Consider the following 13,159-nt stretch of genomic DNA (forward strand, 5'->3'; position numbering starts at 1 on the left):
ATGCCTGGCCATGCCTCACACTCGAAAGGCCCCGATCAACTGCTTCAGCTCGATCACTTGCAAGGACAACTGCCGGCTGGCCTCTTCAGTCTGGTGCGCGCCCTGCGCTGCATGTTCACCGGCGCGATTGATCTCGACGATGTTCTGATCGATGTCATGGGCCACGGCAGTCTGCTGTTCGACGGCGGCGGCAATCTGCTGGTTCTGGTCGACGATCATGCCTACCGCGCCGAGGATGTTTTCGAGGGCCTGCTGGACTTTTTCCGACTGCCCCACCGTGCCATTGGCCATCTCGTGGCTGGTGCCCATGGCCTTCACCGCAGCGCCGACACCGCTGTGGAGCTTGGCAATCATCTGCTCGATCTCTTCGGTGGAGTGCTGGGTGCGCCGGGCCAAAGTGCGCACTTCATCGGCCACCACGGCGAAACCGCGTCCTTGCTCACCGGCGCGCGCGGCCTCGATGGCGGCATTCAACGCCAGCAGATTGGTCTGTTCGGCAATGCTCTTGATCACTTCCAGCACGCGACTGATGGATTGGCTGTCGATGGCCAATTGGTTGATGACCCGTACCGATTGATCGATCTCCGAAGCCAACGCCGCGATACTGCCTTGCTGGGACTGCACCAGGCCGCGTCCGCTGACGGTTTCATCGTTGACGCTGTGAGCGCTGCTGACCGCCGCCGCCGCGCTGCGCGCCACTTCCTGGGCAGTGGAGGACATCTGGTTCATGGCGGTCGCCACCTGCTCGATCTGGCTGCGTTGGCCGGACACGGCCTGGTTGCTGCTGGCCGAGACTGACTCCACTTGTCCGGCCTGGTGTTCGACCTGGTTGACGGTGTGCCCTACCCGCTCGATCAGGTCATGGATCTTGGCCACGGTGGCGTTGAACACCTGGCCCAAATCCCCCAGTTCGTCGCGGCTGTGGGCGATGAAGGTGACGGTCATGTCACCGGCCGCCACCTTGTCCATCGTCGCCCCCAGGCGGCGCAAGGTGGTGCGGGTGGAGGCGTAGAAACCGGCATACAAATAGAAGATCAGCAAAAACACCGACGCCAGTGCCGCCACCAATCCGATCATGTGCGTGCGGTTTTCCGACAGGCGTTGCTCCAGTTGCTGCTCGAGAAAGGTCAGGGTGGCTTCGTCGAGCTGATAGGTCTTGGCCATCAACGTGCTGACGTCGTCGTAGAAGTCTTGCCATGGGGCGTCGAGGGTTTCGGCCACCACGACCTGCTCTTCGAACAACTCACTGCCTTGCTTGAGGCTGGCCTTGCTCGCGTCCGCCAGGCTCGCCAATGCTGCGTGGGCGGGCTTGCTGGAGCCGAGGGCATCCTGCAGTTTCAGGCCGTATTCCGCCTGGAGCTTTTCCAGTTGCTGCAGCAGCTCGTCAAAACGAGTGCTGGACGACGAATTGAGAAAACCCTGGCCCAACGAATAAGCCCCCATGGCCCGGCCTTCACCCAGGGTCTGGGTGACTTGTGGGGTAACGCTGGTGATCAGTTCACTGAGTTGGCGCAGGTCGCCCTGGGGGTCACGGCTCAAACCCGACTGGCTGGCGATGATCTGGCTGAGCATCTGCGCCTTGTTGAGGAGTTTGCCGATCAGCGCGCTTTTGCTGAGCAGTGAAGTTTCCTGTTGCTGGGCCTTGAAGGCGGCGATCATTTCATCGCGCTTGGCTTCGAAGGCGGCGGCCTGTTCTGGGTCGGCGGACAGGGCGTGGAAGCTTTGCAGGCGCTGCAGCAGGCTGTCTTCGAGGGCGGTAATTTTGTTTTCGATATCACCGGCTTTGCCTGATTGGCCGAGGGTTGCGTTGATCTGTACCTGGTTGTTCAGGGTTTCCAGGTCGCGGCGCAGGGCCAGGCTGCTGCCCAGCAGGTCGAGGCTTTGCAGCTCGATGCGAGTGCCCTGGAATTCACGCCAGGAATCGCGCACCAGGTAGTAGTTGGTGGCCAGCATCGGCAACAGGAACAGCACGCTGATAAGGCTGAACTTCATGCCGAAGGTCAGGCGGTTCATGAACGCGACGGCGGGATAGAGCAAGCTCTTCACAGGTGAACTCCCTTTTCTTTTATTTTTATTGAGGGCGCAGGGCGGCGGCAGATAGCCACTATTTGGCGCTCTGTCTGTATAGCTCAATTCGAAAAGGAGGTTTGTAACTTAAGGTTAACGAGGTAGGAGCGAGCTTGCCCGCTCCTACAGGGGGGGCAAATCAGGGCAGCACGGTCCAGATGGCAAAGCCGGCGTACCACAGCACGGCGGCACGCAGCAGCAACTCCCAGATACGATCAAGGCTGTTGATGCCCTCGGCGCCTACCACCGGTGGCGGGATCTCCGCGGCCACCAGGCCCACCTTCTCCACCAGTTGCGCAGCACTGATGTCCCAGCTCAGCAGCTCATGCAGCATCACCCGGCCGACCGCCACAAAGTTGCCGACCAGGGCGAAACTCGCCGCCAGCAAACGTACCGGCAACCAGTCGAAGGCATGGCGCAATTGCCCGGCACGCTCGGCCACCAGTGGGTTCTTGCTGTTCTCGGTCGCCAGCGCCAGCAGACGGTAGGCCAGGGCGGCCACCGGCCCGAGGAGGAAGTACCAGAAAATCACCGCGAAGAAGCTTTGGTAGGCCTGCCACAACAGATGGCCCTGGACCCGCTCCAGCAACTGCTCACCACTGTCGGCACTGATGCTCAAGTCACGTTCGGCCACATGTTCGGCCGCTTGCAGGTCACCCCGGCGCCAGGCATCACGGAACGGGCCCAATCCGGCCAGGAGATCGCCACGGCCCAGGCTGTAGATCACCACCAGCAAGTGCACCGGCAGCGCCAACAGGCCATAGGCCACTGGCTCCAGCACCAGCAACAACAACGCAAGCAAGGCCACCGGCAGCAGCACCAGCAATGTGAGGATCAGCCACGGCTGCTTGCCCAGGCTGGCGCTCGACTCCAGCTTGGCCAGTTCCCGCAACCAACCGCCATCACGTTGTATTCGGTGACGCAGGGCCGAGAACTTCTCGATCCATACCGCCAGCACCAACACCAGAAAACTCATTGTGCGTGTCCTCCATCCTGCAAGGCGCTGCGAAAGCGCGCCCAATCAAATTCGGGTCCGGGGTCGGTCTTGCGTCCCGGGGCGATATCGCTATGGCCACAAATGCGCTGGCGGGTAATGCCCGTGTACGCCGCCAGCAACTGGCGCGTCAGGGCGATCAGGGATTGATACTGGGCATCGGTGAAGGGCAGGTCATCAGTGCCCTCCAACTCGATCCCCAGGGAAAAGTCGTTACACGTCTCACGCCCCTCGAAGCTCGATACCCCGGCATGCCAGGCCCGGTCCCGACACGAGACAAACTGCGTCACCGCGCCATCACGCTCAATCAGAAAATGCGCAGAAACCCGTAGGTCGGCAATACCTTCAAAGTAGGGATGTTCCGTGACATCCAGGCGATTCTGGAAAAACTCGTGCACCTTGCCGGTGGCGAATTGCGCCGGTGGCAGGCTGATGTTGTGCACCACCAACAGGGAAATCTCGCCACCGGGGCGCTCGTTGAAGTTGGGCGAGGGGCAATGGCGAATGCCCTGGCACCAACCGCTGGCGGGGTCCAACTGCATACTGGTTCCTTGAACGAGGCTGGGGTGACTCAGTATGCCGCGTTCCGCTGTCTGGTTGCGATCACTTGGCGCGATGAAGTTGGCGCAGGTTGCCAATCACCGAAGCCAGGGCGCGGTCGAACAACAGCGCATCATCCAGGGTTCGCACCGCGCCGCGCTTGAACTCCAGGGCCAGTTCAAGCGGATTTTTTTCCAATACCTTGAGGCCGGTTCGATTGACGAAAATACAGGTATTGCCCGGCGCAATAATCGCCGTCAGCTTGCAACGCAGGGTGTTTTCGGCGTCTTCCTGAAATTCCACCCAGCAACCGATCCGCAGTTGGCGAACCTTGAGCAGGTCGGGATCATCTTCCGGCAGGCTCGCCTCGATGGCCGGTGCCGCGGGACTGAGGACGAATGCCTCGCGCACCTCGACTTGCGACAGCGACGGTTGTTCCTCGGCACTGCCCCGGAACGACTGGACATGCAGGGTTTGCAAGCGGGTGAAAAATTCCCGGGTAATGAAGGGATCGAATGCCGCGCCGCTCAACCCATCGCGCAAGGCTTTCAGCAAGCCTGGCAACTGCTCCAGCAGGTGCCGGCCGGCTTCGGTGTCTTCGCTGAGGCCGACACTCCAGATCAACTCGTCCATGGTGCGCAACCCGGCCAGCCATTGTGGCGAGTGCTCGCCATGCTTCAGGCACGCCAGCAACAGCACCTGGCTCCAGGCCTGTTGCAGGAACTGCACCACGACCTCGGGCAGTACTTTGCCCAGCAACCGCAGATTGAGGGCTTCGGCTACACGCTGACGAGCGATTTCGGTACGGGCGCGCCCTTCTTCCGCATCGCGGGTACGTTGCTCCAGCAATTCGCTGCGGCGTCGCTCGTCATGGGTAAACGCGGTGAACTCGGTCAGTAACTGGGAAAAGATTGCCGGATCATCCACAAAATCATTCAACAACCGCTGCACTACCTGCTCGATGTGCAGGTACAGGCTGTCGCGCTGATAATCGTCGCGCTGGCTCCAGCCCATGGCCGCCGAAGCGATTTCATTGAGCAAGCGTCGCGCCGGGTGATTGGTGCGGCTGAAAAAACTCTTGTCCAGCACCGCCACTTTCAGCATCGGGATCTGCAGGCGGGCGATCAGCGCCTTGAGGGACTCGGGCACCGTACCGTCATTGAGGATGAACTCGAACAGCATGGCGATCAGGTTGATCACATCCTCGTCCGCATCCTCCACCACCCGCGACTTGCCGCTCTTGACGCTGACCCGGGTCAGCAATTGTTCAAGCTGGTTGCGCAGGTCGAAATCGTCCTCGACCTCAGGCTCAGGCACATATTGCTGCAAATGGGAGAGCAGGCGCAGCAGGTCACGGGTGGAGATGGGCTGGGTCTCGGCGCTGGCTTCCAGCGTGGGTGCCACGCTGCCGCGCACTGCCGACAGCAATTCCTGCAACGCCGCGAAAACTTCCTGGCCGCTGTCGTCTGCCGGGTGGCCGGCAATCGGCGGGGTGTCTTCAGGCAACTCGGCCGTGGCGACGGCGCGCCGCGATGGCACGGCCTTGAGTTCGGGCAATACGCCGGTGGCGATCAGCAACTGATTGGCTTCGCCGTACAACAGATCAGCGTCACTGAGCACGTATTTCTCAAACAGCTTGAGAATGATCAGCTTGACCCGGATTTCCACGCCAAGGCTGCGTCCTGCTTGCAGAAAAAACGCGCACAGCATTGCCGGGCCCAGGGGGTTGTCCCGATCATCCAGGCGTTTGTCGAGCAAGGCATTGAGCCGGGCTGTCAATTGCCCAAGGGCGAGCCCGTCACGGCGCAGCACCTTGCCCAGCATGGCCTCGAGCGCGACGGCTTTTTCCAGCTCATCGCCCGAGACCCCGGGCGCCGCGGTGTAGGACACCACCGGAATCAGTTGCAGCTCACCGCGCTCCACGTTGCCAAGATTGGCAAACGCTTCGTAGAGTTGCTCCATGAAGCCACGCTCGAAATTCTTGCGCTTGAGGCGCAGGTCGCGCATGGCTTCAAAGAAAATACCGTGGTCGACGTTACTGCGGGTCTTGTCGGCCATTTCGAACAGGGTGTCGTCGGCGTTATCAAACAGCTCCTGCAGTCCCTGCCTGAGTTGCTGCGCCGCCTTGTCACGGACCTGGAGCAACACCACCGGCAGGCGGGCGAGCGGCGATGGCGTCGCCCGTGCCTTATTGATCGGCACCACCTTCCCGTCATTGTGCATCCTGGCCTCCTGAAACGGCGGTATTCGATTGTGTGAAGGATCGGTGCAGCAACGGCGCGAAGCACGCCGGGGCACTGCGAAAATCGGGCTATCACCGTGACGTCAAAGCTATGACGCCAATTGCAAGGCGCGAGATTATCTTGCAAATGAGGGTTGTTGCGCCAGCGAACTCTGTGATTGCCGTGTAAATGAACATCGCGCACCGCACCCGTGGTGCCAGTTGCCTTGGGTTCAGGCCCGCCCTGCCCCTATAATCCAGGCACTTTGTTTGTGGAGCCTGTTATGCCCAATCTTCGTCTAGCCGACCTGACCGCCGAAATCGAAGCCAACGTGCGTCGCGCATTGCTGGAAGACATCGGCAGCGGGGATATCACCGCACAACTGATCCCCGCCGAACGCCTGGCCAAGGCCACGATCATCACGCGCGACGCCGCCGTCATCAGCGGCACGGCCTGGGTGGAAGCGGTGTTTCGCCAATTGGACCCACGCGTCGCGGTGCATTGGCAGGTGCGCGACGGCGAACGTGTCAGCCCCAACCAGGCGCTGTTTCACCTTGAAGGCCCGGCCCGCTCGCTGCTCAGTGGCGAGCGTTGCGCGCTGAATTTCCTGCAACTGTTGTCAGGCGTTGCCACCCGCGCCCAATACCTGGCGGACTTTGTCGCGTCCACCCAGGTCAAGCTGCTGGATACCCGCAAGACCCTGCCCGGCCTGCGCCTGGCGCAAAAATATGCAGTGACCTGCGGTGGTTGCCACAACCACCGCATCGGCCTGTATGACGCGTTCCTGATCAAGGAAAACCATATCGCAGCCTGCGGCGGCATTGCCCAGGCGATCAGCGCCGCCCACAAGATCGCCCCGGGCAAGCCGGTGGAAATCGAAGTGGAAAGCCTGGAGGAACTGCGTGAGGCACTGGCGGCGGGCGCCGATATCATCATGCTGGATGAGCTGAGCCTGGATGACATGCGCGAAGCGGTGCGCCTGAACAACGGCAAAGCCAAGCTGGAGGCCAGTGGCGGGATCAACGAAAGCACCCTGCTGCCCATCGCTGAAACCGGCGTGGACTACATCTCCATCGGGGCGATGACCAAGGATGTGAAGGCGGTGGATTTGTCGATGCGGCTTAGTCTCTGAAACGCCCTTGAATGTAAGCGCCTGCTTTTGTGGCGAGGGAGCTTGCTCCCGCTGGAGTGCGCAGCGCTCCAAAGGTTTTTGGGGTCGCTTGGCAACCCAGCGGGAGCAAGCCCCCTCGCCACATTAAACTTGTGTCAGATCGCGAGATTGTTCATCCCGCAATACTCGTTCCAGTCGACACCCAACACCTCGGCCGCTTCCTTGTGCAAAGCCAGGCGCGCCGCCTCGAACGCTTCGGGGGTGGAGGTGTACTTCAGGGTCAGTTCCCATGGCTGCAGGCCCTGGGCCTCGGCCTCATCCTCAAACGCCCATTGGATCTGGTCCCTTTGATCATCGGCGCTCAGGTCCTTGATCTCATCCAGCAGTTCCGGCGATTCCGCGACGTACTTTTTGAGGGCTGCTTCGTGCCGCGCTTCCTGGGTCATTTCTTGTGTGGTCATGTCGTTCTCTTAGATCGAGGAATGGGGATGCATCTGGGTCATCAAGGTCGCGCAGATACAAAAGAACAGGCATGAATACCGGTTCGTCTGGCCTTCAGAACCATTCTGGGATCATCTGAAAACTGTGTTGCCTTTGTGCCCGAGACAGGAATCGAACCTGCGACCTTCGCGTTACGAGTGCGCTGCTCTACCGGCTGAGCTACACGGGCGGTGGGCTAAAGCTAGCACTGCCTTGGACGTCCGGCAACTCACTGCATTTCGAGGGCAATCACACCTTGCACCCAAAAGCGTGGCTGCAGGTGACCGTTACTCAGGCCCATGTAGTGCTCGCTGCGCTCCGTGAGTCGGGGCACGTCACGAATCGCGACGAACACCAGCAAGCCGACGGCCACGACACTCGCTGCCATCCACACCCTGTACAACGCCGGTACCGGGGCGACCGATGGAACGCGCCACACATGCAATCCCATCAGCCAGCCAACCACCAGCGCCAGCCAGAGTTGCGACACCGGCATCACGATTACCCCATCCACCTGTGCCTGGGTCAGTGCACCGATCAGAGAGGCAAACAGGCACAGGCGCAGCAGGTCCACGGGCGCCAATGACAACGCACGCTTACGCAACACGTCCAAGGTTGACCAACCCGCCCACGCGACCAACGCGATCACGCACAGCGTCGACGGTACGCCCCATTCGCTGGCCCACTGCAGAATCGCCTGGTGGGGATGCGCGGCAATGTCATTGGCGATGTCGGCAAAATGCATCGGCCCGAAACCCAGCCAAGGCCGCTCGATAATCATGCTCCAGGCCTGCAACCATATCGGCCCACGCCCCGAAAGGTTGGTGGTCAGTCGATCTACGGCACCATTGGAAATTACAATCCCCAAGTACCCTGCCAGCACCGTGAAGACCAACCAATACAACACTAACCCACAGGCCAGTGCCGCCAACTGCCAGGCCAGCCAGCGACGCCCCTGCGGCCCCAGGAACATCAGGACGCAGCCGGCAGCGCCCATACCGAGCCAGGTGCCGCGGGTACCGCCACCGATCGCGATCAACCACCAGACACACAGCAGGGCGAACACTGCGCCCCGCGCTGGACGAGCAACGTTTGAAACCAGCAACGGAAGCGCCAGCAGCGGCAGGGTGAAGGTCTGGAACTGACCGTAGAAACGTTTATTGGAGAACCCGGACAACAGCAAATCGGTATTCACGATTGCTTCGCCGCTGGTGAAGGCGAGGACCCCGGCGTGCAGATATTGAATACTTTTAACCATGCACAGCAGCAATACGAACAGGACCAATACACGATCCAGGGACTCATCCCCATTGCGCCTGGCCCGGCTGAAAGCCGCGGCAATGGCGCAGCAACTGATGAGCAGCGCCAGCTCGGTCAACGCCCAGAGTGGCTGGTGGGCCAACATGGCCGAAACCAGCCCAGCGCCTCCAATCAGCGACACCCCGAGCGCTGTCGACCTGTCGACGCATCGCTCTGCCCGCGGCAAGCACAGCCCATACACCACCGCACACAGCCCCACCGATATCTGCACCGCACGTTGCCAGTCATGGCTACTGAACGGCGCGCAGATAGCCAGCATCAGCAGACACATAACCACGACGAGGAATATGTTCCCCCGCTGCTGGACAGACAACGTCATCGGCAACCTCTACTTCCTTGTGGTGGGTGTAGAGCGGTTTACACACACGCTCTCCATTGCTGCGTAAACAGTAGACGACCTGATGATCAGGCGCCGCCGGAAGCACAACCTTTAGCGGCGTATTGGTCTTCTGCCGTGGTGGTGCACTTCCAGCCGGTTGTGGCGCTACGGGTCAAGGTGATGATCTTGCCCAGGACCGGCGCGGGTGCGTCGAGGATTTCGCAGGCGATCGTGCCCGCCCCCGTGGCAACGTCGCCAGTCACCTCAATCCTGCAGTTGGCCGTGGGGCTGGTCCCGCCGATCAATGCCAGGGTCGGTGGCGTCCCCTGGTTCAGCGTGTCTTCAAAGCCCGCCTTCAACGCGGAGACTTCGGCCAGCCCTGCGGTGAACTTGGCCTTGGCCTGGTGCTTGGTATACATGGGCAGGCCGATGGTGGCCAAAATGCCGATGATTGCCACGACGATCAACAATTCGATCAAGGTAAAACCTTTCTGACGCATCACATTCACTCTCCAGAATAAAACCTTTCGCGAGGCGCATCCTGCACCCCGTCTCGGCAACCGCGCCAGTGTACTCACCCCCGCGCAGCCAATGCTGAACAAGACGCACAAACTGACATTTTTTCGCTCACGGCGAGCCTGCCCGAATCCGTCACCTGACTAAGCTATAAATCTTCCACTGTCTGTGTGCGGAACCGTGAAATGAATGATGTTTCAGCGATCTATGCCTGGGAAGGCGTCAACCGCAAAGGGCGCAAGGTATCCGGAGAAACCCGTGGTCACAATCCCGCCCTGATCAAGGCACTGCTGCGCCAGCAAGGTATCAATCCTGGGCGCGTACGCAAGAAATTCGCCGGTTGGCCGAGCCTCGCCCTGCCGGTCAAACCGGCAGAGATCGCCCTCTTCACCCGCCAATTGGCGACGCTGCTGAAGGCTGGTATCGCACTTTTACAGGCGCTGGATATCATCGCCGAGGGCTTCGACAACCGGCATATGGGGGCGCTGGTACAAGGCTTGAAGCAGGAGATCGCCGCCGGCAGCAGCCTGGCTGTCGCCTTGCAGAAATACCCACGCTACTTCGATGATCTGTACTGCAACCTGGTTGCGGCGGGTGAACAGGCGGGCGCACTCGAAGCGCTGCTGGAAAGGGTGGCCATTCACCTGGAAAAAAGCGAACAGCTGAAAGCCAGAATCAAGAAGGCCATGACCTATCCCGTGACGGTACTGGCAGTCGCCACCGCTGTCAGCGCAATCCTGCTGATTCATGTGGTGCCGCAGTTTCAGGGGTTGTTTGCCGGCGTCGATGCACAACTGCCGGGCTTTACCCTGGGCGTCATCAGCCTGTCGGAGTTCATGCAGCAAAGCTGGTGGATGCTGATCCTGGCCGCGGGTGCCGGTTTCGCAGGACTGCGCAAAGCCTATCGCTCGTCCACAGGCTTTCGCCACTGGCTCGATGCCAGTTTGTTGAAAGCTCCCGTGGCAGGCACACTGCTGAAAAAATCGGCGGTCGCCCGCTATGCTCGCACGCTCTCGACCACCTTTGCGGCGGGCGTTCCATTAGTGCAGGCATTGGATTCCGTGGCCGGCGCCACGGGTAACGGGCAGTTCAAACAGGCAATCAATCGTATGCGGCACGACGTTGCAACCGGAATCCAGCTGAATGAATCCATGGCCATAAGCGGCCTGTTTCCAGGCATGGCGATCCAGATGACGGCTATCGGCGAGGAGTCGGGCACCCTCGATAACATGCTGGAAAAAGTCGCCTGCCACTACGAGGCTGACGTCGATAACCTGGTGGACAACCTTACCAGCCTCATGGAGCCGCTGATCATGGTGGTACTCGGCGGCATCGTCGGGGCATTGGTGCTGGCCATGTACCTGCCGATCTTTCAACTCGGTACAGCCTTTTGAGCACGCCATTGACTGAGATCCTCGTTTATCAGCCGTGGGTGTTTGTGTCAGGCGCGTTGCTGCTGGGCATGATTGTCGGCAGTTTTATCAACGTGCTGGTATGGCGCCTGCCGAAGATGCTGGAGCGCGAATGGCGAGCCCAGGCCCATGAAGTACTGGGCCTTCCCGCCGAGCCTGTCGCCGCGCCCTATAACCTGATGCACCCAAACTCCTGCTGCCCGCGTTGCAACCACCCGATTCGCCCCTGGGAGAATATTCCGCTGCTCAGTTATGTACTGCTCAAGGGACGTTGCTCAAGTTGCCATCAACCTATTGGCGCGCGTTATCCCATCACCGAACTGGCGTGCGGGTTGATCTCGGCGGTTGCCGCCTGGCATTTCGGTTTTGGCTGGGCAGCCGGAGCGGCGTTGTTGTTGAGTTGGGGCTTGCTGGCGATGAGCCTGATCGATGCAGACCACCAACTGCTGCCGGATGCGTTGGTGCTACCGTTGCTCTGGCTGGGGTTGATCCTCAACAGCTTTGGCGTTTTTGTTTCATTGCCCGATGCGTTGTGGGGCGCGGTAGCCGGCTACATGAGCCTGTGGTCGGTGTTCTGGTTGTTCAAGCTGATCACCGGCAAGGACGGGATGGGGCACGGGGATTTCAAGCTGCTGGCCATGCTCGGGGCCTGGGGCGGCTGGCAGATCCTGCCGATGACGCTGTTGCTGTCTTCCCTGGTGGGTGTGATGGGAGGCCTGATTCTATTGCGCCTGCGCAAAGCCCAGGCATCCACTCCAATGCCTTTTGGTCCGTATCTGGCAATTGCCGGCTGGATTGCATTGCTCTGGGGTGGTCAAATAACCGACTTCTATTTGCAGTCTGTCGGTTTCAGATGACCACTTCTGTCGCAACACCCTGGATTCTTGGCCTCACTGGCGGCATCGGCAGTGGCAAAAGCGCCGCCGCCGAACACTTCGTCCGGCTTGGCGTGGACTTGATTGACGCCGACCACGCCGCGCGCTGGGTAGTCGAACCCGGGCGCCCTGCCCTGGCGCAGATTGCCGGGCATTTCGGTGCGGGTGTGCTGCAGCCTGACGGGCAACTGGACCGCGGCGCGTTGCGCAAGCTGATCTTCGAAGTGCCCGACGAGCGCCGCTGGCTGGAGGCGTTGCTGCACCCGCTGATAGCCGAGGAGATTCGCAGCCACCTGGCGCGTGCACAATCGCCTTACGCGATCCTGGTGTCACCACTGCTGATCGAGTCCGGCCAGTACACCATGACCCAGCGGGTGCTGGTGATCGACGTGCCGCAATCGTTGCAGATACAGCGTACCCTGCAACGCGATGGCATCAGCGAAGCGCAGGTGCAGGCGATTCTCAAGGCCCAGGCCACGCGTGAAGACCGCCTGCGCCATGCCGATGACGTGCTGGTCAATGACCAGGACCTGGCCCGGCTGCACGCCGAGGTCGAGCGACTGCACCACTTTTACCTTACTTTGCGTGGAGGCCGATCATGAGCCAACCCTTGAACGTCGAATGCCCAACCTGCGGCGCACCTGTGGAATGGAAAGCAGAAAACGTCAACCGTCCCTTCTGTTCGGACCGTTGCAAACTGATCGACCTGGGCGCCTGGGCGTCCGAGGAACACAAGATCCCGGTCAGCCCGGACGCCGAGGACGACCTGTTCTCCGAAGACTTTCAGCCCAAACACTAAGGCCGCATAAAGCCATAGTCCTGCTGGTCGTCGAGATTCTCTGCAAGGTACTGCAGCTCGTCGGCCAGGTCTTCAAAACTGCGCACGCCCTTGCTCTGCTGCACCACCGCACTGAGCATGGCGCGCAGGGTCAAGCCCGGGTCAAAGCCGATTTCCTGCGCCGCGTCCTGGCTTCTGCGTAACTCCTGCCGTGCCCACTCGTACACACTCATGATTCCGTGCTCCTGGAAATTTTGCAGAGCATGCGACCACTTGCGCGTGCGGCATTTGACCTGGATCAAGGCCGCGGATCGTCATCCTTCCAGGGCGCCGAGAGGTAGCGAGTGCGGTTGAATGTCTCCAGCCACTCGGGGCAGAACACCACCAGGGCGCTGATCACCATGCCGTTGATAAAGGCCTCGGGGAAAATGATCAGCCACAAGTAGCCGACAAAATCCTCGATCCATTCCGGCATCGCAAAACGGCCATCGAACCACAGCARSCCCAGGCCTGCCAGCAGGCACA

The 13,159-nt window shown here is 60.6% G+C and carries 14 protein-coding genes, 1 tRNA gene and 2 pseudogenes; 6 read left to right on the forward strand and 11 right to left on the reverse strand.

Annotated elements, in window-relative coordinates:
• Nucleotides 1-15 precede the first annotated feature (15 nt).
• From JV201_RS30295 to JV201_RS25145, 5 genes and pseudogenes are all read right to left on the reverse strand, one after another.
• On the reverse strand, nt 16-945 hold the full coding sequence (locus JV201_RS30295) for a methyl-accepting chemotaxis protein (protein WP_371135982.1): 930 nt from the start codon (nt 943-945) through the stop codon (nt 16-18).
• Nucleotides 922-2,013 (reverse strand): annotated as a pseudogene (locus JV201_RS30300) (methyl-accepting chemotaxis protein); the annotation flags it as partial. The pseudogene JV201_RS30300 and the gene JV201_RS30295, both read right to left, overlap by 24 nt.
• A 193-nt stretch (nt 2,014-2,206) precedes the next feature.
• Complete coding sequence (gene ampE, locus JV201_RS25135; RefSeq protein ID WP_003215936.1) at nt 2,207-3,043, reverse strand: regulatory signaling modulator protein AmpE; 837 nt, start codon at nt 3,041-3,043, stop codon at nt 2,207-2,209.
• Entirely contained in the window at nt 3,040-3,603 is a 564-nt protein-coding gene (gene ampD / locus JV201_RS25140; RefSeq protein ID WP_003215934.1) for a 1,6-anhydro-N-acetylmuramyl-L-alanine amidase AmpD, read from the reverse strand. Before ampD ends, ampE begins: the two co-directional genes overlap by 4 nt.
• A gap of 61 nt (nt 3,604-3,664) precedes the next feature.
• Complete coding sequence (locus JV201_RS25145; protein WP_087694621.1) at nt 3,665-5,824, reverse strand: DUF1631 domain-containing protein; 2,160 nt, start codon at nt 5,822-5,824, stop codon at nt 3,665-3,667.
• Between the two features lie 282 nt (nt 5,825-6,106).
• On the opposite strand from JV201_RS25145, the gene nadC reads away from it, so the two are divergent.
• Nucleotides 6,107-6,955, forward strand: a complete 849-nt coding sequence (nadC, locus tag JV201_RS25150) for a carboxylating nicotinate-nucleotide diphosphorylase (protein ID WP_008437288.1) — start codon at nt 6,107-6,109, stop codon at nt 6,953-6,955.
• 134 nt (nt 6,956-7,089) lie between these two features.
• Here the strand turns inward: nadC and JV201_RS25155 are convergent, their stop codons facing one another.
• From JV201_RS25155 to JV201_RS25165, 3 genes are all read right to left on the reverse strand, one after another.
• Nucleotides 7,090-7,395 carry a DUF6388 family protein gene (locus JV201_RS25155; RefSeq protein ID WP_008437299.1) on the reverse strand — a complete coding sequence of 102 codons (306 nt, stop codon included), beginning with the start codon at nt 7,393-7,395 and terminating at the stop codon, nt 7,090-7,092.
• 136 nt (nt 7,396-7,531) lie between these two features.
• Nucleotides 7,532-7,604 (reverse strand) — tRNA-Thr (locus tag JV201_RS25160).
• A 39-nt stretch (nt 7,605-7,643) separates the two neighbouring features.
• On the reverse strand, nt 7,644-8,819 hold the full coding sequence (locus JV201_RS25165) for an O-antigen ligase (RefSeq protein ID WP_257903266.1): 1,176 nt from the start codon (nt 8,817-8,819) through the stop codon (nt 7,644-7,646).
• Between JV201_RS25165 and JV201_RS29990 the strand changes: the two genes are divergently transcribed.
• On the forward strand, nt 8,818-9,120 hold the full coding sequence (locus tag JV201_RS29990) for a hypothetical protein (protein WP_257903267.1): 303 nt from the start codon (nt 8,818-8,820) through the stop codon (nt 9,118-9,120). The genes JV201_RS25165 and JV201_RS29990 overlap by 2 nt on opposite strands.
• Nucleotides 9,121-9,139: 19 nt before the next feature.
• Here the strand turns inward: JV201_RS29990 and JV201_RS25170 are convergent, their stop codons facing one another.
• Entirely contained in the window at nt 9,140-9,553 is a 414-nt protein-coding gene (locus tag JV201_RS25170) for a pilin (protein ID WP_177044332.1), read from the reverse strand.
• Between the two features lie 201 nt (nt 9,554-9,754).
• Here JV201_RS25170 and JV201_RS25175 point away from each other — a divergent pair, with 201 nt between their 5' ends.
• The 4 genes from JV201_RS25175 to yacG all read left to right on the forward strand — a co-directional run bounded on the left by JV201_RS25175 (nt 9,755) and on the right by yacG (nt 12,655).
• Nucleotides 9,755-10,963 (forward strand): type II secretion system F family protein, encoded by a 1,209-nt coding sequence (locus JV201_RS25175; RefSeq protein ID WP_178965033.1) that lies wholly within the window; start codon nt 9,755-9,757, stop codon nt 10,961-10,963.
• A 68-nt stretch (nt 10,964-11,031) separates the two neighbouring features.
• Complete coding sequence (locus JV201_RS25180) at nt 11,032-11,838, forward strand: A24 family peptidase (RefSeq protein ID WP_257903339.1); 807 nt, start codon at nt 11,032-11,034, stop codon at nt 11,836-11,838.
• Entirely contained in the window at nt 11,835-12,458 is a 624-nt protein-coding gene (coaE, locus tag JV201_RS25185; RefSeq protein ID WP_008437307.1) for a dephospho-CoA kinase, read from the forward strand. The genes JV201_RS25180 and coaE overlap by 4 nt, the downstream gene beginning before the upstream one ends.
• A complete protein-coding gene (yacG, locus tag JV201_RS25190) occupies nt 12,455-12,655 on the forward strand; it encodes a DNA gyrase inhibitor YacG (RefSeq protein ID WP_003215918.1) in 201 nt (66 codons plus the stop codon). The genes coaE and yacG overlap by 4 nt, the downstream gene beginning before the upstream one ends.
• Here the strand turns inward: yacG and JV201_RS25195 are convergent.
• Together JV201_RS25195 and JV201_RS29995 are read right to left on the reverse strand one after the other, a co-directional pair.
• Entirely contained in the window at nt 12,652-12,867 is a 216-nt protein-coding gene (locus JV201_RS25195; RefSeq protein WP_003215917.1) for a hypothetical protein, read from the reverse strand. The two genes, yacG and JV201_RS25195, sit on opposite strands and share 4 nt — an antisense overlap.
• Before the next feature lie 65 nt (nt 12,868-12,932).
• Nucleotides 12,933-13,159: pseudogene (locus JV201_RS29995) on the reverse strand (hypothetical protein); the annotation flags it as partial.

It is taken from the genome of Pseudomonas sp. Colony2, from assembly GCF_019382755.1.
Taxonomy (GTDB): domain Bacteria; phylum Pseudomonadota; class Gammaproteobacteria; order Pseudomonadales; family Pseudomonadaceae; genus Aquipseudomonas.

Bases quoted from the DNA above. Each gene is read 5' to 3' on its own strand.
- JV201_RS25145 (WP_087694621.1), bottom strand. From the start codon at position 5,824: ATGCACAATGACGGGAAGGTGGTGCCGATCAATAAGGCACGGGCGACG.
- JV201_RS25175 (WP_178965033.1), top strand. From the start codon at position 9,755: ATGAATGATGTTTCAGCGATCTATGCCTGGGAAGGCGTCAACCGCAAA.
- JV201_RS25195 (WP_003215917.1), bottom strand. From the start codon at position 12,867: ATGAGTGTGTACGAGTGGGCACGGCAGGAGTTACGCAGAAGCCAGGAC.
- nadC (WP_008437288.1), top strand. From the start codon at position 6,107: ATGCCCAATCTTCGTCTAGCCGACCTGACCGCCGAAATCGAAGCCAAC.
- ampE (WP_003215936.1), bottom strand. From the start codon at position 3,043: ATGAGTTTTCTGGTGTTGGTGCTGGCGGTATGGATCGAGAAGTTCTCG.
- JV201_RS25170 (WP_177044332.1), bottom strand. From the start codon at position 9,553: ATGCGTCAGAAAGGTTTTACCTTGATCGAATTGTTGATCGTCGTGGCA.
- coaE (WP_008437307.1), top strand. From the start codon at position 11,835: ATGACCACTTCTGTCGCAACACCCTGGATTCTTGGCCTCACTGGCGGC.
- ampD (WP_003215934.1), bottom strand. From the start codon at position 3,603: ATGCAGTTGGACCCCGCCAGCGGTTGGTGCCAGGGCATTCGCCATTGC.
- JV201_RS29990 (WP_257903267.1), top strand. From the start codon at position 8,818: ATGGCCGAAACCAGCCCAGCGCCTCCAATCAGCGACACCCCGAGCGCT.
- JV201_RS25180 (WP_257903339.1), top strand. From the start codon at position 11,032: ATGATTGTCGGCAGTTTTATCAACGTGCTGGTATGGCGCCTGCCGAAG.
- JV201_RS30295 (WP_371135982.1), bottom strand. From the start codon at position 945: ATGACCGTCACCTTCATCGCCCACAGCCGCGACGAACTGGGGGATTTG.
- yacG (WP_003215918.1), top strand. From the start codon at position 12,455: ATGAGCCAACCCTTGAACGTCGAATGCCCAACCTGCGGCGCACCTGTG.
- JV201_RS25155 (WP_008437299.1), bottom strand. From the start codon at position 7,395: ATGACCACACAAGAAATGACCCAGGAAGCGCGGCACGAAGCAGCCCTC.
- JV201_RS25165 (WP_257903266.1), bottom strand. From the start codon at position 8,819: ATGTTGGCCCACCAGCCACTCTGGGCGTTGACCGAGCTGGCGCTGCTC.